The organism is Pseudomonas morbosilactucae, from assembly GCF_023241715.1.
GTDB lineage: Bacteria > Pseudomonadota > Gammaproteobacteria > Pseudomonadales > Pseudomonadaceae > Aquipseudomonas > Aquipseudomonas morbosilactucae.
On record NZ_JALQCW010000075.1, the window covers coordinates 112,069 to 133,819 of the forward strand.

A 21,751-nucleotide genomic window follows, 5' to 3' on the forward strand; every position below is an offset into this window, starting at 1 on the left:
AGAGTGCGAGCCCGTGTTGCAGCCAATCGCGGCCCAAGCGGTGCAGCGAATGGCTTGATGGCGGCGTTCTTGACAGCCATTTCAGGGAAGAACTCTCGAATTCAATAGACACGCTCGAGGCATGGCGCTCATTGATCGATGACGGGGTTTGTGGGTGCGTACAGCCCTTGAGCCTCCCCTTCAAACCATCTCGATTCACGCGTCCGCCTCGGTCAAGCAAGCATCCTCACCTGGAGAAAGACCTTATGAAATCTCGTGCTGCCGTTGCCTTTGAAGCCGGCAAACCACTTCAAATCGTCGAGATCGATGTGGCGCCACCCCGCGCTGGCGAAGTGCTGATCAAAATCACTGACACCGGCGTCTGCCATACCGACGCCTTCACATTGTCCGGTGATGACCCCGAGGGCCTGTTCCCGGTGGTGTTGGGCCACGAAGGTGCCGGCGTGGTGGTTGAAGTCGGTGAAGGCGTGACCAGCCTGAAACCGGGTGACCACGTCATTCCCCTCTACACCGCCGAATGCGGTGAATGCGTGTTTTGCAAATCCGGCAAGACCAACCTATGCGTCGCGGTGCGTGAGACGCAGGGCAAGGGCGTGATGCCGGATGGCACCACTCGTTTCTCCTACAACGGCCAGCCTCTGTACCACTACATGGGCTGCTCCACGTTCAGCGAGTACACGGTTGTCGCTGAAGTCTCGGTCGCGAAAATCAACCCTCAAGCCAACCATGAGCACGTGTGCCTGCTCGGCTGCGGCGTAACCACAGGGATTGGCGCAGTGCATAACACCGCCAAGGTGCAACCCGGGGACACCGTCGCAGTGTTCGGGCTGGGTGGTATCGGCCTGGCGGTGATTCAGGGTGCGCGCCAGGCCAAGGCCGGACGCATCATTGCCGTGGACACCAACCCAGGCAAATTTGAACTGGCCAAGTCGTTTGGCGCCACGGATTGCATCAACCCAAAAGACCACGAAAAGCCGATTCAGCAGGTCATCATCGAGGCCACCGGTTGGGGCGTTGACCATTCGTTCGAGTGCATCGGCAACGTGCACGTCATGCGCGCCGCACTGGAAAGCGCCCACCGTGGCTGGGGCCAGTCGATCGTCATCGGCGTCGCCGGCGCGGGCCAGGAAATCTCCACCCGCCCCTTCCAACTGGTGACCGGCCGCACCTGGAAAGGCTCTGCCTTCGGCGGCGTCAAAGGCCGCACCCAACTGCCAAAAATGGTGGAGGACGCGATGCAGGGCGAGATTGAACTGGCGCCGTTTGTGACACACACCATGCCATTGGAACGCATCAATGAAGCGTTCGACCTGATGCATGAAGGCAAGTCGATCCGTACTGTCATCAAGTACTGAAGTGTGGGCCAGGGGCCCACGGCACCTGGCGTCCCCCCTGGTTCCCTAACGATCTGGAGATTCACAGTGAGCGACATAACACTTCATCCAACACTGGATAACGGTCTATCCCCTGCTGCCTCGAACTTTACCGGCGGAACACTGCAGTGCCTGTGCACAGCCAATAAGGTCGAGGTCAAGGTTGACGCCCAGACGCTGCACAACCACGCCTGTGGCTGTAGCAAATGCTGGAAACCGGCAGGTGCGACATTCGCAGTGATCGCGGTCGTCCCACGGGAAAAAGTCAGCGTCACCGCACACGCGGAAAAACTCGCCATTGTGGACAAGAACGCGGTCATTCAGCGCCATGCTTGCACCGAGTGCCATGCACATTTGTACGGGCGTATCGAAAACAAGGATCACGCGTTCTACGGTCTGGACTTTGTGCACACTGAACTCTCACCCCAGGCCGGATGGTCGGCTCCCGGGTTCGCGGCATTTGTGTCTTCGATTATCGAAACGGGGACGCCGCCCGAAGAGATGCAAAAGATCCGCACACGCTTGCGCTCGATCGGCCTGGAACCTTATGACTGCCTGTCACCGGACTTGATGGATGTGCTGGCGACTCAGGTCGCAACGCTAAACGGCATTGCCCGATCGAAATAACCCTTGAGAACCCGACGTTTCGGCAAACTTGCCGATTACGCCGGGCTCAGCACCGGGCATACACCACCGCCGCAGGTGCTGAGGCGCTGATCTAACTGCCCCGAAAACACTCGGGGTTGACCCAGCGCTGTGCCGGGCACTGCGGCCTCAGGAAGAAAAAACTTCGGGCCGCTGTGCCGTTGCCTTCTTGTGCCTGAAGGTCTGCTGCCAATCAAGCTGCGCCTGGACTTTAGCCACGGCCTCCAGGACTTTCTGCGCCCACAGTTCATCTTGCGGATTCACCACAACCACGCGGAAACCGTGGTCATGACCTTCAATCTGCACGCCTTCGGAATCATCGACATGCAAGTCGATGTCGAAGGCTGGGGGAAATTTCGAGGGGGCGTTCGACAGCCCACGGGCGGTCAAGGCCTGGTTGTGCCGAACACTGTTGACCACACCGTCGACGTGGATGCCGTAGAGCATCAGCCAACGCCGGATGTAGGACGGCGTGCGACCGGACGAGGTGTAGACCCAGATACTGCAGCCCTGGCGACGTAGCTCGCGGGTCAGGGAGCGTGTTCCGATGCGCAATGGCTCTCCCAGCCAACGATGAATCCAGGCCGGCAGCCTGCTGGGCTCCACTGCGCAGTGGTCGAGTTGGCAGGCCAGCGTGTCATCGATATCGAAGGAAATCCGTATGCGCGGGCGCCTGAAGGCGAGCATCGGGAGAGCGCATTGCATGACTTGCCAGATTCGACTACCGGCAACCCGGCATTTTTCAAGCGTTGGAAACCCGCTCATCAATGACCTCCCTTGTAGAGAGGCAAGGGCTGGTCTTGGAGAAAAAACTTCATGGGATCGGGGGCCTGTTCTTCCAGAAAAGCGGCATATTTTTTCTTGATTTTGGGAAATTCGTACAACGCCTTGACGCCATGCTTGGCTGAATTGCGGATGACGGATGATGGGTTGAAGTAGCCCTCGGCGTTCTCCAGCGTCAGTACAAACGGAGGCAAACCGGCGCGCATCAGCAAATAGCTGACGATCAGCGAGCCACTGCGGTTGTTGCCTTCAATGAACAATTGCGGCTTGCTGAGAATCCGTACATAGACGCCCGCCGCACGCTTCCAGACCGACTCGCTGCGGTAGGCGCAGTACCAATTGAACAAGTCCTTGATGCCGCCTTCAACGTTGTTGAAGAAGTGTTCCTCGGTCGCCTTCAGGTGCTGGGCATACTCCAGTCGGCGCGCCGGGTCGCGACCGCAGAGCACGGTGGCATTGATCTCCAGCATCAGGTTCAGTTGCTGAAGATTAAACAGGTCGACACCCCGGGCGACATACTCGTCAATCAGCGCATAGCCTTCAACCACATTGCTCAGCACTTCATCAGTCAAGGGATCTCGCGGCTCGGTAAAGTCCCGGCTGAGGGCGGCAAAGCGCCTCTGCACTTCACGCAGTGCACGTTCAATCGCTGGCAGATCAAGACGACGCGTTGCAGACATTGGCATTCCTGGGAAACGGCAGATAAGAAGGTAAATAGCCGGATGCCCGCCCAAGCCCAAGGGCCTCTGGGGGCATCCGGCCTTGACCGGAGGTTGTGGCTTAGCTGAACTTGCCGCTGATGTAGTCCTCGGTCATTTGTTCCCGCGGGTTGTCAAAAATCTGGGTCGTCGGGCCCATCTCCACCAGGTAGCCGGTGCGCGTGCCCTGGGAAATGTCCACCGAGAAAAACGCCGTGGTGTCGGCCACGCGTATGGCCTGCTGCATGTTGTGGGTCACCAGGGCGATGGTGTAGTCCTTCTTCAACTCGACCATCAACTCCTCGACCCGGCGCGTGGCGATCGGATCGAGCGCCGAGCAGGGCTCATCCAGCAACAGCACTTCCGGCTCGGTGGCGATGGCGCGGGCGATACACAAGCGTTGCTGCTGACCACCGGACAGGGACAGGCCGCTGACCTTGAGCTTGTCCTTGACCTCATCCCAAAGGGCCGCGCCCTGCAAGGCGTGCTTGACCCGATCACCCAGGTCGCCCTTGTAGCGGTTGAGGCGCAGGCCGAAGGCGACGTTGTCGAAAATGCTCATCGAGAACGGGTTCGGTTGCTGGAAGACCATGCCGATGTAACGGCGCACGACCACCGGGTCAACGCCCTTGCCGTAGACGTCCTGCCCGAGGAAGTGCACGTGGCCTTCAAAACGGAAACCTTTGACCAGGTCGTTCATGCGGTTGAGGCTACGCAGCACGGTACTTTTGCCGCAGCCGGAAGGACCGATAAAACCGGTGATCTTGTTTTTTTCGATCGGCACATGGCTGTCACGGACCGCCATGAAGTTGCCGTAAAAAATCTTGTCCAGCTTACAGTCCATGACCACAGGTGCCTGGGTGACTGACGGAGCGGCGAGTTGTGCAGTGGATACGTTCAAAATTCAGGTGCTCCCGATCTCAATACTTGGGCTTGCCGAAAATACGGCTGACAACATTCACGACCAGCACAATCATCACCAGCACCAACGAGGCCGCCCATGCGAGCTCGAGCTGGTTGTCGAAAGGCATGCCGGAGAAGTTGTAAATCAGCACCGCCAGCGAGGCCGTGGGATTCATGACGGCCAGGCCGCCGTCGTGGTAGATCCAGTAGTTGCTGAACAACGCGGTAAACAACAAGGGCGCGGTTTCGCCTGCGGCGCGTGCCACGGCCAGCATGACGCCCGTCAGGATCGCCGGCAGGCCGGTGGGCAAGACGATTTTCCAGATAACCTGGGAGCGGGTGCAGCCCATGCCGTAGGCGGCGTCCTTCATGATTTTGGGCACCATGCGCATCGACTCTTCCGCCGTGAGCACGACGATCGGCAGCATCAGCACCGCCAGGGCCACGCCACCCGCAGGTGCCGAGTAGGTACCGGTGGTCATCACCACCAGGGCATAGGCAAAAACCCCGGCCAGAATCGACGGCAGCCCCGTGAGCATCTTGGCGGCAAAGCGTGCGGCATTGGCCAGTTTGCTGTCGGGCCCCAGCTCAGCCAGGAAGATGGCCGCCATGATGCCGACCGGAACCGCGATGGCCGCCGCGATACCGACCATGACAAAAGTGCCGGCCATCGCGTTGCCGAAGCCACCGCCGGTTTCGAAACCGGTGGGTGGCAGCTCGGTGAACACCTCAAGGCTCAAGCGAGCCCCACCGCGCATGATCAGCATGTAGAGCACGGAAATCAGCGGCACGCTGGCCAGCAGCGCCCCACCCCAGACCAGGGTGGTCAACACCAGGCTGCGCAGGGCGCGGCCTTCGAACTTGCGTTGCAGGCTGGGCATCGCGCCGGCCGGCGACGTCAGGTCTGTTGCAACAGTGAGGTCAGTCATCACTTATTACCCCGTTGGGCATACATCATGATCATGGAGCCGAAGATGTTGACGATCAGCGTGATCAACATCAGCACCAGGGCGGCGTACATCAACACCTCGATCTCGTTCGGCCCGGCCTCGGGGAAGTTCAGCGCCAGCAGGGCCGCCAGCGTATTGGCCGGTGCAAACAGAGACAGGGAAATGTTGTTCGCGTTGCCCACCAGCATGGCCAACGCCATGGTTTCACCCAGCGCACGGCCCAGGCCCAGGACCAGGGAACCGAAGATGCCGGTGGCGGCGGATGGCACCATCACCTTGAGAATCGCTTCCCAGTGGGTGGTGCCCATGCCATAGGCGGCCTGTTTGGTTTTCATCGGCACGCCGGTGAGGGCGTCCTGGGACACAGCGGCAATGGTCGGCAGAATCATGATCGCCAGTACCAGCGCCGCCGGCAGCAAGCCCGGCCCGCTCAAGGACGTGCTGAAAAAAGGTATCCAGCCCAGCTCAGTGTTCAACCAGGCGGTCAGTGGCCGAATCGCCGGGATCACCACATAGATCCCCCACAGGCCGTAGACCACGCTGGGGATGGCGGCGAGCAATTCGACGATGGTGCGAAAAACGGCGGCAAGCTTGGCGGGCAGAAAATCCTGAGTCAGGAAAATCGCCATGCTGACGCCAAAAAAGCCCGCGATCACCAGGGCGATCAAGGCGCTGTAGAGCGTGCCCCAAATGGCCGGCAGAATGCCGTACTTGCCCTGATTCACGTCCCAGACGGTGCCGAAGATGACGTCCAGGCCATGCTTTTCCATGCCAGGCAGCGCCTTGCGCCCCACCTCGAAGACCAGCGCGAAGACCAGCGCCAGAACGAGCACCACGCCGATGCGAGAGAGCGCACGGAAGGTGCGATCCACCATGAAGTCTTTCGCAGACGGCGGTTGGCAGGCAGAGTCCGGGTTAACCGGTACGACGAAAGGTTTGTTCATTGGCTAATTCCGGAACAAGGGGGAAACTCTCCCGGCAGGCCTGACAGCCGCCGAGAGAGGCCTCACGAGCATTACTGGATGTTGGCGGACGCTTTGCGAACCTGGTCGATGACCGATTGCGGCAGGGGGATATAGCCCATCGAGTCGGCGATTTTCTGCCCCTCGGTCAGGCTGTACTCGACCATTTCACGCATGGCCTTGGCTTTGGCCGGGTTCTCGTTCTGCTTGCGGAAGATCATCCAGGTGTAGGACGTGATCGGGTAGGACTTGGCACCGTCCGGGTCCGGCAGCCAGGCCACCAGGCTTTCCGGCATCTTCACTGCGGCCAGGGCCTCGGCACCGCTTTCAGCGTTCGGCACTACGTACTGGCCGGCCTTGTTCTGCAACTGGGCGAAGTCAACCTTGGCCAGCTTGGCGAAGCCGTATTCGATGTAGCCAATCGCGCCCGGAGTCTGGCGGACGGTGGCGGTCACGCCATCGTTCTTCGGCGATTTGATGAATTTGTCGCTGGCCGGCCAGTTGACGGTGTTGCCTTCACCCAGCGCTTGTTTGAAGTCTGGATTGATGGCCGCCAAGTGCTTGGTGAATACCGCGGTGGTGCCGCTGGAATCAGCACGCACGACAACGGTGATCGGCGTGTCGGACAGTTTCAGGTCCGGGTTGGCCGCAACGATCTGGGGGTCGTTCCAGCGCGTGATCTTGCCCAGGAAGATGTTGGAATAGACGTCGCGTGGCAGCTTGAGGCCCTTGGGGTTGCCCGGCAGGTTATAGGCCAGCACGATTTCACCGGCGGTCATTGGCAGCAACTGCACGCCTTCGGCGACCTTGGCGATGTCTTCGTCTTTCATTGCCGAGTCACTGGCGGCGAAGTCGACGGTTTTATTCAGGAAGTCCTGTACACCCGCGCCACTGCCCTTGGATTGGTAATCCACAGTGACACCTTCGGTTTTCTTGCTGAAATCCTTGAACCAGGTGAGGTAGATCGGGGCCGGGAAGCTGGCACCGGAACCAGTCAGGCGTACGCTCTCAGCGGCAAAGGCCCCCGAGGTGGCACAAAGAGAGACCGTGATAGCGAGCGCAACAGACTTCATCAAACATTTCATTAAAAGAACTCCTTGTGGTGACGGGCTCCCGAACTCTGCCGCAGCTTTGTTACGATTTTATGAATGTGGAATGGCAAACCGCGCTTTCGCCCCCCCTTCCCCCCGCAGAAACGCCCCTTGATGTCATCGCCTCGTCACAAATTGCGACTAACACTCTGCCCTCCTCCACCACGCGAGCGGGTCCCATGTACTCGACAGAAGACGCCTTGATACAGCGCATACACCGTGAGCTGCTTGATCACAGTGACGAAGAGCTGGAACTGGAATTATCCGAAGACGGGCATGACCTGAATGCGCTGTTTGATGAGCACGTCGAGGACGGTAGCGAGAAGAACGCGCGCCGGATTTACTTCAGCGAACTGTTCCGCCTGCAGGGCGAATTGGTGAAGCTGCAAAGCTGGGTGGTCAAAACCGGCCATAAAGTCGTGATCCTGTTCGAAGGCCGTGATGCCGCCGGCAAGGGCGGCGTCATCAAGCGCATTACCCAACGCCTCAACCCTCGGGTCTGCCGGGTTGCCGCCCTGCCAGCCCCCAATGACCGCGAACGCACCCAATGGTATTTCCAGCGCTACGTCTCGCATTTGCCGGCCGCGGGTGAAATCGTGCTGTTCGACCGCAGTTGGTACAACCGCGCCGGCGTCGAACAAGTCATGGGCTTTTGCAACGACGACCAGTACGAAGAGTTCTTCCGCACGGTGCCGGAGTTCGAACGCATGCTCGCCCGCTCCGGCATCCAACTCATCAAGTACTGGTTCTCCATCTCCGATCAGGAACAGCACCTGCGCTTTCTCAGTCGCATTCACGACCCGCTCAAACAATGGAAACTCAGCCCCATGGACCTGGAGTCCCGTCGGCGCTGGGAGGCCTACACCAAGGCCAAGGAAATCATGCTGGAACGCACCCACATCGCCGAAGCCCCCTGGTGGGTGGTGCAAGCCGATGACAAGAAGAAAGCCCGGCTCAACTGCATCCATCACCTTCTCGGGCAGATGCCCTATGAAGAAGTGGAACTACCGGTGATCGAGCTGCCGCAGCGTGTGCGCCAGGAAGATTACTCCCGCAGCCCGACGCCGCCGGAACTGATCGTGCCTCAGGTTTATTGAGCGAGGCCGAATTGGGGGCTGGGCTGCCCCCGCGGTCCAATGGCAAGAGGTGAACCCGTTGCAATGCGGGCGGGAGTGCAAAGCACTCTGCTGGGCAAATCGCAGGCGAAAAAGAGCCACTCGATTGAGTGGCTTTTTCTGTATGTTGGGTGCGGGAAACGAGGCTCACGCCTGGCGCGGCGCGCCGTTGAAATCCAAGGGATTTCTTTTATGTCTGATTTCTTTTATGTCTATTGTTAATCACGAACTCAATACGCCATCGCTCTGGGTTGCAACCTCAGGTTCTTTGATAAAAACCGTGTACTTACCGCCTTCCATCGCTTCGAAAGCGATCAGCTTTTCCACCAGCGCCGTACTCAAGACCTTGCCCGCATTCAGCAGCAGCATGCCGTTATCGGCATTCAGGTTGCGAGCCAGGACCATCCCGGCAACCAGTTCCCGGGTGCCCAGGTCCTTGACGGTCGGATCGGCCAAGGTCACGTCACTGAGGAACGTCGCGCAAACGTTGATGAAGTCTTCCACCAAACCTGGGTCGTACAATTTGCCGGCGTATTTGCGGATGAACAGCAGCGCTTCGTCGCTGTTCATTTGCCGCTCCAGGATCAACCCGCGCTGCAACTCAATAAAGTCCACAGCCAACTTCAGCCAACGTGCCCCCAAAGGAATGGCCGTGCCCTTGAGGTGATCGGGAAAACCGCTACCGTCCCAACGCTCCTGGTGATGCAGGATGATGCGTGCCGCATCTTTCATCGGCTCCAGGGTCATCAACAGCGACTCGCTTTGTTTCGGATAGGCCCGGTACAGCTCTCGTTCGGTGTGATACAGCTGATCGGCCGGGGCCGTCATCATGCTGTCGGTCCAGCTCAACTTGCCGATATTGTAAAGCGCAGCGGCCATGGTCATGTCCCGACTTTCGGCTTCATCAAGGCCATGACTGACGCAGTAGACGCGAATCAATTCGATGATTTGGCGGTTGGTCTGCTTGGCCTTGGGCAGGCGCAGGTTGGCCAGAAGTGAAAAGACCTCGGTTCCGGTCACGTAGCTGCGCTTGAGCTCTTCATAGGCAAGATCGAGCATATCGGCGGTCTGTTGCAATTCGGCGGTGCGCGCCGCCACGTGTTTTTCCAGGGTCAGATTGAGGCTGCGCAGTTGTTCGTTCTGCTGCCGGGTCAACGCTTCCAGACGCTGGCGTTCGCTTTCGGAGTGCTGATAAACCAGGGCCTGACGCAAGGTCACCAACATATCCTCGTCGTTCCATGGCTTGCTGATGTAGCGATGGATCTGCCCTTCGTTGATGGCCTTGGCGATCATCGTCATGTCGGCGTACCCGGTGAGCAGGATACGCAGCGTTGAGGGGTATAGCCGATGAATATGCGCCAGTAGCGTCGCACCGTCCATGCTCGGCATACGGGCATCGCTCATGACCACATCCACCGGCCGCTGCTCAAGGATTTCCAGGGCCCTGGCGCCGCTATCCGCCAGCAAGATCTCGTAGGGCTGGCTCCGCAGCAAGCGGCGCAGGCTGTTGAGAATCGACTCCTCGTCGTCGACCAACAGAATCGTCGGCCTGTTCTGAGTCACATTATTTTCAGGCTCTTCCATGCTTCGCCCCTTCCGTTTGACGCCAATCCGGCCCATCTTGCGCAGGAGCTTAGATGAGTTGCGCGAGCAGCGTCTGTATTTGATAGCGGGCGTTAGCGATTAATGGGAAGCCGGACTATGCTCACGCCCTGGATGGAACCACCCTCCGGCGTTCAGGAAAGGAAGCCCGATGAACCTATACCCAAGGTCACTGTGTCGGGCAGGAGCCCGGCAATGACAGCGTCTACGGATCACCGCAACCGGCGAATCCTGATCGTTGACGACACCGCTGCGATCCATCAGGACTTTCGCAAGATCCTCTGCCCTGACGATGACGGTCCTCTAAGCAGCACCGAAGCCCTGCTGTTCGGCACCACACACATCCCCCAGTCGCACTTCCAGCTCGATTCCGCCTACCAGGGCGAAGAAGGCCTGGAACGGGTCAAGCAGGCCCTGGCCGAAGGCAGGCCCTACGCCCTGGCCTTTATCGATATGCGCATGCCTCCAGGCTGGGATGGCTTGCAAACAATCGAACAATTATGGAAAGCCGACCCCCATCTGCAGATCGCCTTATGCACTGCGTTCTCTGACTACTCCTGGGAGGCCATGGCCGAACGCATCGAATTCGGCGATCAGTTGCTGATCCTGAAAAAACCGTTCGACAGCCTGGAAATCCGCCAGATGGCCAGTGCTCTGACCTGGAAATGGCAACTGGCACAAGACGCCGCGATCAAGATGCGCGACCTGGAACATACCATTGAGCAACGGGTCCAGGAACTGCTGAACGTGTCCCGCCTCCTGCACTACGACCCGCTCACCGAGCTGCCCAACAGTACGCTGCTGGGCGATCGCCTGACCCAGTACCTGACCCAGTCCCGGCGCCATGACCGGCAGATCGCCGTGATGTTTATCGGTCTGGACCGCTTCAAACGGATCAACAATGCCCTCGGTCATCCCGCCGGGGACGAAATGCTCAAGCACGTCGCCCAGAGCCTGGCGAAGGCGCTGCGCGAGTCCGACTCGGTGTTCCGCTACGGTTCGGACGAGTTCGTGGTGATCCTGGGTGACATCGTGCACCCGCAGCAGACCCGGGGAGTGGCCGAAAAACTGCTGGCGGCCGTCAACACTCCACACTGGGTGGCCGGGCACGACCTGGCGGTTACTGCCAGCCTGGGCATCAGCATTTATCCCGACGATGGTTTGGATGCCGTGTCTCTGATCAAAAAAGCCGAGACCGCCATGCGCAACATCAAGGACTGCGGCCCCAATGGCTTCAGTTTTTTCATCGAAGACATGAACCTCCACGCCCAGCACCGGCAAACCCTGGAAACCGGACTGCGCCTGGCCTTGCAGCGCCAGGAGCTGGTCCTGCACTACCAGCCCAAAATGAATCTGGCCAGCGGCGCCGTGGTCGGTGCCGAAGCCCTGGTGCGCTGGGCACGGCCCGGCCATGGCCTGGTCAGTCCCTCGGTGTTCATTCCAGTGGCCGAAGACTGCGGGCTGATCGTCGCCCTCAGCAAGTGGGTGCTGCGCAGCGCCTGCCTCCAGTCGCGGGCCTGGCAGGCCCAAGGTCTGTCACCCATCTGCATGTCGGTGAACGTGTCAGCCATCGATTTCCGACAACCCGACTTTGTCGAACGCTTGACCCAGACACTGGCCGAGACCGGGCTCGATCCATCACACCTGGAGCTGGAGATCACCGAAAGCGTGCTGATGCAGAACGTCGAGGCCACCATCACCACGCTGCATGCGATCAAGAGGCTTGGGGTAAGGCTAGCTGTAGACGACTTCGGGACCGGCTACTCCAGCCTGAGCTACTTACAGAAATTCCCAGTCGATGTGCTGAAAATCGACCAATCCTTCGTACGCGACCTGAGTATCGACAGCAACGACGCCAAATTGGTGAGCAGCATCATTGACCTGGGGAAAAGCCTCAACCTGAGTATCATCGCCGAAGGTATCGAGAACGCCGAACAGCTGGACTTTCTCAAGCGCCACCAGTGCGAGGAAGGCCAGGGTTTCTACTTCAGCAAAGCAGTGGAACCCGAAGCGTTCGCCATTTTCCTGAGCGCCCCGCGGCAGCTCCTTCTAAGCCGTTCATGAACATTCGCGGGCTAAGGATACCGACCATGTTTTCACTCCCATTGCTGCTCTCAGCCGGCTTGCTGTTCGCTGTTGGCGCCGATGCCGCGCCACTGGAGGGGCCACTCAAGCCCTTACCGCCGCTGCCGGCCCTGGATGGCAAGCGCGTCGAACTGGGACGCCAGCTATTCAACGACCCACGCCTTTCGGTGAATAACAGCTTGTCCTGCGCCAGCTGCCATCGACTGGAGCATGGCGGCGCCGATAACAAACCACTGTCAGTGGGGTTTGACGGCAAACCCGTGGCGGTCAATACGCCGAGCGTGTTCAACGCCAGCTTGAACTTCCGTCAGTTCTGGGACGGCCGCGCCGAAACCTTGGAAGAACAAGTACACGTCGTAGTCCAGAGCCCCTCCGAGATGGGCAGTGACTGGGCCACCGTGGTCCAGCGCATCGGCGCCGACCCGGGCTATGGCAGCGCGTTCGCCGAGGCCTACCCGGACGCCGTGACACAGGCCAATATCCGCAGCGCCCTGGCCGACTATGAACGGACCCTGCTCAGCAGCAACTCGCGCTTCGACCAGTACCTGGCGGGCAATACTGAAATCCTGACCTTGGAAGAAAAATACGGCTACCAACGTTTCCAGGACTACGGCTGCATTGCTTGCCATCAGGGTGTGAACATCGGCGGCAACATGTTCCAGAAATTCGGCGTACTCGGCGACTACTTCAAGGCCCGGGGCAACCCGACCGTGGCGGACCTGGGGCGGTTCAATGTCACCGGCGAGGAGGATGATCGTAATGTATTCAAGGTGCCGAGCCTGCGTAACGTTGCAGTCACTGCGCCCTACTTTCATGACGGTTCGGAGCCGACCCTGGAGGGCGCCGTGGCGATCATGTTCAAGTACCAACTGGGACGCATTCCATCCGAGGAAGACAAGACCCTGATCGTCAAATTCCTCAAGACCCTGACCGGTGAATGGGAAGGCAAACCACTATGAAGGTGTCCCGTCGCACCAGCCTCCTCCTGCTGGCCGGGGTCGCCGTCGTGCTCGCGTCGATCCTGCTGTTTCTGTACATCAATTCGAAATCGGACCAGACCGCTGCCTACACCGAATCCCGGGACCTCATCCGCCAGATCATGCAGCAGAACGCCCAATGGGAAAACGAGATCCTCAAGGCCCGGGTCGCCATCAGTCACAACTACGACCCGCTGGTCTCGCCCTTGAGCAAAATGACCCAGCTGTGGCAAAGCTTTGACTCCATGGCCTCCCATGACCGGCGCAACCAGGCGCCTGACTGGCGCGCCACCCAGGACGCCTACCTAAACGCGATGAAGGAAAAAACCCGGCTGGTGGAGCAATTCAAGTCGCACAATGCCGTGCTGCGTAACTCTCTAGCCTTCCTGCCGACAGCCGAAGATGACATCCAAGCCCAACTGGCTCGACTGACCGATGCCGACAAACAGCAATTACAGAATATCGCCACCGACACCTATGACCTGTTGCTCAGCAGCCTGGAGTTTGCCCAGGTCACTTCCGCCGAGCACGCTGCCGATATTTTGGTGGGCCTGAACAAACTGCAAGTGAACAAGGAGCGGCTGCCACAGGACTTCCATGATTCCATCGACGTGCTCAGTAACCATATTTCGCTGATCCTGCGTGAGCAGCCCCTGGTCAACGGCCTGCTTGAACAGATCGAAATGGTTCCGGTCTCCGAGCGCCTGGACGACATCACCAACATGCTCAACCGTGACCAGCAGGAAGCCGAAATCATTGACCAGCGCTACCATTTTTACCTGCTGCTGTTTTCTGCGCTGCTGGTGTTGCTCCTGATCTGGCTGACGGTCCGCCTGATCCGCAGCTTTGCCGAAATCCACCAGATAAACCGAGCGCTGGTGGCGGTCAACGACGAGCTCGAACAGCGGGTCGAGGAACGCACTCGCCAGCTCAAGGACACCCAGAGCGAACTGCTCGACAGCGCGCGCCAGGCCGGCATGGCAGAAATTGCCACCAACGTCTTGCACAACGTCGGCAACGTGCTCAACAGCGTGAACATCTCTGCCGACTTGGTGACCCGCAAACTGCGTAACAGCAAGGCTCAGGGCCTGGGCAGGGCGATGCAGTTGATCAACCAGCACTCGGAAGACCTGGGGCGTTTTCTCAGCGAGGACGAAAAAGGCAAATTGCTCCCCGGCTACCTGAACCAGTTGGTGGAAGCCATCGACCTTGAGCAGCAAGGCATGGCCGAGGAACTGACCCAACTGAGCAAGAGCGTCGATCACATCAAGGACATCGTTTCCACCCAGCAATCCTACGCCGGAGCCAGTAGTGTGCTGGAGCCGCTGTCGATCGGTGAGCTGCTCGAAGACGCGCTGCGCATGAATTCCGGCGCCCTCACCCGGCACCATGTGAAGGTGCTCAAGGAGTACGCCGATATTCCGCGCATCATGGGCGACAAGCACCGGCTGCTGCTGATCCTGATCAACCTGATCAGCAATGCCAAATACGCCATGTCCGACGTTTCCAATCACGAGCGCAACATGACCCTGGCAACCAGCATCGTAGAAGGCCAGACCCTGCAGATCAGTGTCCGCGACGAGGGCGAAGGCATCACCCCGGAAAACATGACGCGTATTTTTGTCCACGGCTTCACCACGCGCAAAGAAGGCCACGGCTTTGGCCTGCACAGCTGTGCGCTGGCAGCCATCGAGATGAACGGCCGCTTGAATGCCTACAGTGACGGTCCAGGCACCGGTGCGATGTTCGTCCTGCAAATCCCCCTGAAAATCGCCGAAGGTGAGTCATGAGCAACCCCATCAACCGGCGCATCCTGCTGATCGACGATACTCCGGCGATCCACGTCGACTTCCGCAAGATCCTCACGCCCCAGACCGGTGACAGCGCCGAACTGGACGCCATGGAAAACGCACTGTTCGGCAGCGCACCGAAGACCGCTGCCACCGTGTTCGAACTGGATTCGGCCTACGGTGGCCAGGAAGGACTGGCCAAGCTGCTGGATGCCGCGAACCGGGAGCGGCCCTACGCACTGGCCTTTGTCGACATGCGTATGCCCGATGGCTGGGACGGCGCACAAACCATTGAGGCGCTTTGGCAACACGACCCGCGGCTGCAAGTGGTGGTGTGCACCGCCTACTCCGATTACTCCTGGGACGAGTTGCTCGATCGCCTGGACGGCCATGACCGCCTGTTGATCCTGAAAAAGCCGTTCGACAATATTGAAGTCCAGCAAATGGCCAACACCCTCACCACCAAGTGGGAAATGACCACCCGCGCCAACTTGCAGATGAGCCAGCTGGAAGCGCTGGTTGAACAACGCACCCTGGCCTTCAAACAGACCAGCGCCGAACTGCAAAAGGAGATCGACGAACGCAAGTTGCTGGAAAGCCAGTTGGTGCAGTCAGAAAAACTTGCGTCCCTGGGTCAACTGGCCGCCGGGGTGGCTCATGAAATCAACAACCCCATTGGCTTCATTTCCTCCAACCTCGGCACCCTGGACAACTACTTCCGGCGCTTGCAGGAGATGCTCAATGCCTATGGCCATGCGGAGCAGGCCATCGCCCAGGAGCCGGCACGCGACTCCCTGGTGCAACTGCGCACGGCGATCGAGCTGGACTTCCTCCTGGAAGACATTCCGTTGCTGATCAAGGAGTCCAAGGAGGGCATTGGCCGGGTCAGCCAGATCGTCAAGGACCTCAAGGACTTCTCACGAGTCGACTCAAGCCAGGAATGGCAATGGGCAGACTTGCAACAGGGCCTGGATTCGACCTTGAACATCGTCGCCGCCGAGATCAAGTACAAGGCCGACGTGGTCAAGTACTACACCCCGCTGCCGGAGGTCGAGTGCCTGCCGTCGCAGATCAACCAGGTGCTGATGAACCTGATCGTCAACGCCGCCCAGGCCATGGGCCCGGAACGAGGCTCCATCACCCTGAGCAACGGCGTGGAAGGAGAACGGGTGTGGATCGAAGTCAGCGATACCGGCTCGGGGATTGCGCCAGACAGCCTGCAGAAAATCTTCGACCCCTTCTACACCACCAAACCGGTGGGCCAGGGCACGGGCCTGGGTTTATCCCTGTCCTACGGCATCATCAAGAAGCACCGTGGCGAGATCAGCGTGCGCAGCGAACTGGGGATTGGCACCACCTTTCGCGTCGAGCTGCCGATCAGACAAGCACAGCAGTATCAGTAGCGCCGCGCCGCGGGAGCGGAACAGTCGGCGAGTGCATCCCCCCTGCCCGGCCGCCCAGAAGCCGCTCAGGGTGAACCCCTGTAGCAACTGGCGCTGCGACTCCTCGGAGTACTTGCTGCGTGCCAGCAGCAGCCCGGCACCAGTCCATCAATTGCGGAGCGATGGGCAGATTGGCGATGCTTATCGTGAACCGCTGCGCAAGCCCATAACAACCATCCCCACCTGGCGAGGGCGGGGATGGGGGTCATCTCGTTGAGGTTACGTTCGAGGCGACAAGTGGATCCCCGCGATCATGCAGCGCACAGAGCCTCCGGCCATTTCAATGGTCGGAACGTCCAACGGCACCAACCGGGCCGACCGCTCGATACGTTGACGCTGCTCTGCCGAGAGGCTGTCGAAGGCTCGACGTGAGAGGGCCAGGATTCGACCGTCTCGCCCAGAGAGCTCGATTGCGTTGCCGGCAAACTCGTTGATCTGCTGGTTGGTCAGATCGATCACGTCTCGACCTGACTCCATCAAACGCATGCGAACCTCTTCCGCACGAGCCTGTTTCGTGAAAGTGCCGAACCCCACCAGGGCGAATTCAGTCGCCACACACATCAAGACGTTGGTGTGATAGATCGGCACGCCTTTCTCGTCCGTCGTGTCGAACACCATGGGCTCGAAGTTGAAGTGGGTGCTGAACCGCTCCAGGGCAATCGGGTCAGCCCGGTTCGAGCGAGCCGTGTACGCCACACGGGACATGTGATCGAACACCATGGCTCCGGTGCCCTCAAGGAACAGCTCATCCTGCTCCAGGCCCGAGTAGTCGATCACGTCCTGAACCCGGTACTCCTGCTTGAGCATCTCGATGACATCGGCGCGCCTCTCCCGACGGCGGTTCGGCGAGTACATCGAGTAGATCGCGACGTGACCACCTGGGTGTGTCGAGAACCAGTTATTCGGGAAGACCGAGTCCGGGGTGTTTTTCTCGCCGAAGTCATCAAACAGATGAACCCGAACACCCTCTGCCTCTAGCCGCTCGGCGGCCTGAGTGACCTCATCGCGCGCAACCTCAGAAAGGGCGTGCGCTGCGATAGAGGCATTTGAGCGCTGGAAGGCGTTGTCAGCAGCCGTTTCTGGGTTGGGGGTGAAGGCGTGTGGCCTGACCATCACCACGGCAGCAGGCGCTTGAATCGAACGCGTTGGAAATGCCATCAAGAATTACCGATGTAGGGGGCTGATCTTAGAGTTATGCAACGCGTCGGATGCGTTTTTTCGCCGAGCGACCACGGGTGTGGCTGAACAGGTCTTTCGGATCGTCCTCGACCCACGGAACGAGATCGATCTTCGTACCCACACCACGTTTTTCAGCCTGCTGAAGCACGTAGCGCAGCACCGAATAGTCTTCGAGAGCGAAGCCCACGGAGTCGAACACGGTGATCTGCTCTGTGCTCTGGCGACCTTCCTGATCACCCGTGAGCACACGCCACAGGTCGATGACGGGCGAGTCGGCTTCAAGCTGCTGGATATCGCCTTCGATGCGGGTCTGCGGCTCGTACTCCACAAAGACCCTGGATTGGCGCAGGACCTCGGCATGGAGTTCGGTTTTACCCGGGCAGTCACCGCCGACGGCGTTCAGGTGCATTCCCGGCTCAAGCATCTCGGGGGTGATGATGGTCGCGTAGGCCTTGTCTGCGGTGACGGTGGTGATGATGTCCACCCCTCGTACGGCTTCGGCAACACTCTGCGCACGGGTGATTTTGAGCTCGGGGTATTCCTGGAGATTCCTGATCAGCTTCGACGTCGCGAGAGGATCGGTGTCGTACGCAACGATCTCCTGAATGCCCAGGTGCTTATGGAAGGCCAGGGCCTGGAACTCACTTTGCGCACCGTTACCGATCAATGCCATTTTTCGAGCGTCTGGACGGGCCAGTGCTTTGGCGGCCATCAGCGAGGTGGCGGCGGTACGCAAGGCCGTTGCAATCGTCAGCTCAGAAAGCAGCACGGGGTAGCCCGTGTTGACATCAGCAAGCACCCCGAATGCCATCACGGTATGAAGGTCTTTGAAGGTGTTGGAGGGATGGCCGTTTACATACTTGAACGCATACTGGTTGTGATCCGCCACGGGCATCAACTCAATCACCCCGACCTCTGAGTGGCTTGCCACGCGGGCAGACTTGTCGAACTCCGGCCAGCGCTTGAAGTCTTCGCGAATAACCTCGGAAAGTTCCCCCAAGAACTGCACTACGCCAATGTCATGAACCAGGTCAGACATCGTGGGTACGTCGATGAAATGCGTCATTGCTAAGCACCTGAATAAGGGCGCCCGCCTTGAAGTAGTGCTGAGCGGGCGCCAAGTAAGAGTTCTTGCCACCTGCAAAATTCTGATGAAAGACTGATACAAAATGAAGCGTACAGGTTGCCAGATTTGGCAGTTTTATAGACACTTTGCTCACTAAAAATAGCAATCTGGATAGCGTGCGCATCATGGACAACATTGATCGGGAACTCATCGCTCTACTGCGGGACAACGCCCGCACCCCTGTTATGACATTGGCCAAGAAGCTCAAGGTCGCCCGGGCCACTGTGCAGAATCGCCTCACCAAGCTCGAAGAGAGCGGCATCATCATGGGCTACACGATCCGCCTTCAGTCCGATGCCATAGAGCGAGGGGTCAGGGCAATCACCAGCATTGCTATCAGTGGCCACCATGCCGCCGAGGTCAAACACGCGCTACGCGGGCATCCCAGCGTAGTCGCCATCCATACCACCAACGGCCGATGGGACCTGATGGCGGAGCTTCGGGCCGAAACACTGGAGGCCTTTGACAAGGCGCTCAACACCATTCGCTCCATTCAGTACATCGACAACACTGAAACCAGCATCCTGCTGTCGACCTTCAAGATGTAGTCCGAATTGGGCCGCCCGTACCTTGCTTTGCGCGACCTATCAAAATGCAACACAGACTATGCAAAGTGATAAGACAGGCCTTCGCGCATAACATTTTGTAGCGTTCCGGTTGGCAACTAGGGCTGGCAAAATGAGCACTTCTAGTCGACCGGGGCAGGATCCAACAACGGCAACACGCACACCGCGTCTCTAGAGTTCAATCACCTGACAGTTTGGTCAGGCCCTTGCGCTGGAATTTGCTTTCTCGTCTGCGTATTAACCAAACCCTCCGTTTTATGAGGTGCAACATTACTTATGCCCACATAAATCACCTTTCATCAGGAAGGAGGGAGAGGTTTTCTCAGAAAAAAAATAAGAGGTCAGTTATGCATCAAACCTGCAACTCGCAAGACGCGACTCACGGCGACGGACGAACACTTAAAAGACTGCTGGAAAATCGTCACATTCAGCTGATTGCGATCAGCGGCGCCATCGGCACGGGTCTCTTCATGGGGTCAGGGAAGATGATTGCGCTCTCCGGATCCTCAATCATCCTGGTCTACGCGATTATTGGGTTCTTCGTCTTTTGCATCATGCGGGCGATGGGAGAGATGCTCCTCGCCAACCTTGAAATGGGCTCGTTCGCCGAGCTTGTGCACCATTACCTCGGGCCACGCGCAGGATTCATACTGGCCTGGTCGTACTGGCTCAGTTGGGTAGTAGTCGCCGTCGGTGACGTGGTGGTGGTCGCAGGGTTCCTTCAATACTGGTATCCACACCTCCCCACATGGATTCCAGCCTTCAGCACCATGTTCCTGCTCCTGGCACTCAACATGCTGGCCGTGAAGGCTTTCGGTGAGGTGGAGTTCTGGTTCGGCCTGATCAAAATCATCGCCATCGTCGCCCTGATCGTCACCGGGCTGGTGATGGTGGCCACGTCCTACACGTCCCCTGCCGGGGTAACCGCGTCCTTCAGCCACCTGGTAGCGCCCGGCGTCATGATGCCCCATGGCATCTTGGGTTTCCTTGCCGGCTTCCAGATCGCCATCTTCTCGTTCGTTGGCACCGAGCTTCTGGGCACCGCCGCAGCTGAAGCCCACAACCCGGAGAAAACGCTGCCCAAGGCCATCAACACCATCCCACTGCGCATCCTGCTGTTCTACGTCACGGCGCTTGCCTGCATCATCAGCGTGATCTCCTGGGCCAACGTGCCTGCAAACCGCAGCCCCTTCGTCGAGCTGTTCCTGCTGGGCGGCCTGCCGGCAGCCGCGGGGATGATCAACTTCGTGGTGATGACGTCGGCAGCCTCCTCGGCCAACAGCGGCGTGTACTCGGGCTCCCGCATGCTCTACGGCCTGTCTCACAACAAACAGGCACCGCAGGCTTTCGGGCGCCTGTCGGGCTCCGGCACACCGGTCCGCGCACTGGTGTTCTCGGGCCTTTGCATGGCGATTGCGCTGACCCTGCTGTTCGCCATCCCGGACATCATGGTGATCTTCACCCTGGTGTCGACGATTTCGGCTGTCATGGTTATCGTCACCTGGTCGTTGATCCTGCTGTCGTACTTCGCCTACCGCCGCAGCAACCACGAAGCTCACCTGCGCTCGACCTTCAAGCTCCCCGGTGGCAGGTTCACGGCAGGTATTTCCCTGGCGTTCCTGATGTTCGTCCTGTGCCTTCTCGCACTGGAGCCGGACACCCGCACCGCCCTGTACGTGATGCCCATCTGGTACATCGGCTTGCTGCTTGCCTATCGCCACAATGCGAAAGCGACGGCCTACCCGGCCGCCACCACAGCCTCTTGAGATGTTGAGAAAGGAAGATGCGAGTGAGCTCATCGACGTCAGGCATCAAGCTCGACCCTTCAACCAGAAAGAGGATCAAGCAGGCCGCTGCCTCTCTGGATCGAACACCGCATTGGTTCATGAAGAAGGCCGTGCTGTATTGGCTACACCGGGTCGAACACGGCTCAAGCGCATCAGAGCTGCTGAACGAGGGGGAGATCGACGCCGATAACCGCCCCCTCAATCGGCAGAAGCTGTAGATTTCTCGAGCGAGTCATTTACCCCCCAAGCACTGCATGCAGTGCTGGATTACAGGGGTTTGCACAGAAACGAAAAAAGGACCCGAAGGTCCTTTTTTTGATCGCTGCCAGGTTCAGTAAAATCCTGCTGCCCCAGGTCTGGATGGGCGACCGCGCCCCCAAGACATGAGTCAGATCCGAAAGCTGCCCACCCATTGCTGCAAACGCACCGTCTGGCGTTCCAAATCAGCACAGGCATTGTTCACCGTCTTGCTGTTGAGGGTCTCGATGTTGGTACTGTCATGTTCATGGCCGTCTTTGAGGGAGGGAAAGCAAGGGCGGTTATGCTCCCCTTGCTCTAACAGCAGACCCGGTTTTTATCAGGCTCGGTCACGACTCAGACAGGTAAAAATCTGCACACGACAGCTGAATTCACAGCCGATGTAGGCAAGAACAGACACAAGCGCCAGAGCGGCCTTG

General features: G+C 59.0%; 19 protein-coding genes. 10 read left to right on the plus strand and 9 right to left on the minus strand.

What is annotated here, in order from left to right; genetic code table 11:
• Window positions 1-245 precede the first annotated feature (245 nt).
• Together M1B34_RS25720 and gfa are read left to right on the plus strand one after the other, a co-directional pair.
• A complete protein-coding gene (locus tag M1B34_RS25720) occupies window positions 246-1,355 on the plus strand; it encodes an S-(hydroxymethyl)glutathione dehydrogenase/class III alcohol dehydrogenase (protein WP_268266600.1) in 1,110 nt (369 codons plus the stop codon).
• 66 nt (window positions 1,356-1,421) lie between these two features.
• Window positions 1,422-2,000: an S-(hydroxymethyl)glutathione synthase gene (gfa, locus tag M1B34_RS25725; RefSeq protein ID WP_123334185.1), complete on the plus strand. Its 579-nt coding sequence runs from the start codon at window positions 1,422-1,424 to the stop codon at window positions 1,998-2,000.
• A 147-nt stretch (window positions 2,001-2,147) separates the two neighbouring features.
• Here the strand turns inward: gfa and M1B34_RS25730 are convergent, their stop codons facing one another.
• From M1B34_RS25730 to pstS, 6 genes are all read right to left on the minus strand, one after another.
• Window positions 2,148-2,783 carry a hypothetical protein gene (locus tag M1B34_RS25730; RefSeq protein WP_425273543.1) on the minus strand — a complete coding sequence of 212 codons (636 nt, stop codon included), beginning with the start codon at window positions 2,781-2,783 and terminating at the stop codon, window positions 2,148-2,150.
• Entirely contained in the window at window positions 2,783-3,481 is a 699-nt protein-coding gene (locus tag M1B34_RS25735; RefSeq protein ID WP_123334189.1) for a hypothetical protein, read from the minus strand. The genes M1B34_RS25730 and M1B34_RS25735 overlap by 1 nt, the downstream gene beginning before the upstream one ends.
• 100 nt (window positions 3,482-3,581) lie before the next feature.
• Window positions 3,582-4,343: a phosphate ABC transporter ATP-binding protein PstB gene (pstB, locus tag M1B34_RS25740; protein ID WP_221178428.1), complete on the minus strand. Its 762-nt coding sequence runs from the start codon at window positions 4,341-4,343 to the stop codon at window positions 3,582-3,584.
• Between the two features lie 76 nt (window positions 4,344-4,419).
• Window positions 4,420-5,331, minus strand: coding sequence for a phosphate ABC transporter permease PstA (gene pstA / locus M1B34_RS25745; RefSeq protein WP_123334193.1), 912 nt, complete (start codon window positions 5,329-5,331; stop codon window positions 4,420-4,422).
• Complete coding sequence (gene pstC / locus M1B34_RS25750; RefSeq protein ID WP_123334195.1) at window positions 5,331-6,296, minus strand: phosphate ABC transporter permease subunit PstC; 966 nt, start codon at window positions 6,294-6,296, stop codon at window positions 5,331-5,333. Before pstC ends, pstA begins: the two co-directional genes overlap by 1 nt.
• Window positions 6,297-6,367: 71 nt before the next feature.
• A complete protein-coding gene (gene pstS / locus M1B34_RS25755) occupies window positions 6,368-7,399 on the minus strand; it encodes a phosphate ABC transporter substrate-binding protein PstS (protein ID WP_123334197.1) in 1,032 nt (343 codons plus the stop codon).
• Between the two features lie 185 nt (window positions 7,400-7,584).
• Between pstS and ppk2 the strand changes: the two genes are divergently transcribed.
• Window positions 7,585-8,502, plus strand: coding sequence for a polyphosphate kinase 2 (gene ppk2, locus M1B34_RS25760; RefSeq protein ID WP_123334199.1), 918 nt, complete (start codon window positions 7,585-7,587; stop codon window positions 8,500-8,502).
• Between the two features lie 240 nt (window positions 8,503-8,742).
• Here ppk2 and nosR read toward each other — a convergent pair whose 3' ends face one another.
• Window positions 8,743-10,104, minus strand: a complete 1,362-nt coding sequence (nosR, locus tag M1B34_RS25765) for a response regulator c-di-GMP phosphodiesterase, NosR family (protein ID WP_268266601.1) — start codon at window positions 10,102-10,104, stop codon at window positions 8,743-8,745.
• A 213-nt stretch (window positions 10,105-10,317) separates the two neighbouring features.
• On the opposite strand from nosR, the gene M1B34_RS25770 reads away from it, so the two are divergent.
• Genes M1B34_RS25770 through M1B34_RS25785 form a run of 4 tightly spaced genes read left to right on the plus strand, consistent with a single transcriptional unit; the run spans window position 10,318 to window position 16,377 of the window.
• Window positions 10,318-12,186, plus strand: coding sequence for a GGDEF and EAL domain-containing protein (locus tag M1B34_RS25770; protein WP_268266602.1), 1,869 nt, complete (start codon window positions 10,318-10,320; stop codon window positions 12,184-12,186).
• Between the two features lie 26 nt (window positions 12,187-12,212).
• Window positions 12,213-13,166: a cytochrome-c peroxidase gene (locus tag M1B34_RS25775; protein WP_268262316.1), complete on the plus strand. Its 954-nt coding sequence runs from the start codon at window positions 12,213-12,215 to the stop codon at window positions 13,164-13,166.
• Complete coding sequence (locus M1B34_RS25780; protein WP_268266603.1) at window positions 13,163-14,974, plus strand: DAHL domain-containing protein; 1,812 nt, start codon at window positions 13,163-13,165, stop codon at window positions 14,972-14,974. Before M1B34_RS25775 ends, M1B34_RS25780 begins: the two co-directional genes overlap by 4 nt.
• Window positions 14,971-16,377 (plus strand): ATP-binding protein, encoded by a 1,407-nt coding sequence (locus tag M1B34_RS25785; RefSeq protein ID WP_268266604.1) that lies wholly within the window; start codon window positions 14,971-14,973, stop codon window positions 16,375-16,377. The genes M1B34_RS25780 and M1B34_RS25785 overlap by 4 nt, the downstream gene beginning before the upstream one ends.
• 258 nt (window positions 16,378-16,635) lie before the next feature.
• On the opposite strand, the gene ctlX is transcribed toward M1B34_RS25785, so the two are convergent.
• The gene (gene ctlX / locus M1B34_RS25790; RefSeq protein WP_185039269.1) at window positions 16,636-17,574 is read right to left on the minus strand and encodes a citrulline utilization hydrolase CtlX; all 939 of its coding nucleotides are present in this window, start codon (window positions 17,572-17,574) and stop codon (window positions 16,636-16,638) included.
• 34 nt (window positions 17,575-17,608) lie between these two features.
• Window positions 17,609-18,661, minus strand: coding sequence for an ornithine cyclodeaminase (locus tag M1B34_RS25795; RefSeq protein WP_268266605.1), 1,053 nt, complete (start codon window positions 18,659-18,661; stop codon window positions 17,609-17,611).
• Window positions 18,662-18,846: 185 nt separating this feature from the next.
• Here M1B34_RS25795 and M1B34_RS25800 point away from each other — a divergent pair, with 185 nt between their 5' ends.
• From M1B34_RS25800 to M1B34_RS25810, 3 genes are all read left to right on the plus strand, one after another.
• Window positions 18,847-19,269, plus strand: coding sequence for an Lrp/AsnC family transcriptional regulator (locus tag M1B34_RS25800; RefSeq protein ID WP_268266606.1), 423 nt, complete (start codon window positions 18,847-18,849; stop codon window positions 19,267-19,269).
• Between the two features lie 365 nt (window positions 19,270-19,634).
• Window positions 19,635-21,053, plus strand: a complete 1,419-nt coding sequence (locus M1B34_RS25805) for an amino acid permease (RefSeq protein WP_268266607.1) — start codon at window positions 19,635-19,637, stop codon at window positions 21,051-21,053.
• Between the two features lie 23 nt (window positions 21,054-21,076).
• Window positions 21,077-21,292 carry a transcriptional regulator gene (locus M1B34_RS25810; RefSeq protein WP_123334220.1) on the plus strand — a complete coding sequence of 72 codons (216 nt, stop codon included), beginning with the start codon at window positions 21,077-21,079 and terminating at the stop codon, window positions 21,290-21,292.
• Window positions 21,293-21,751: the final 459 nt, after the last annotated feature.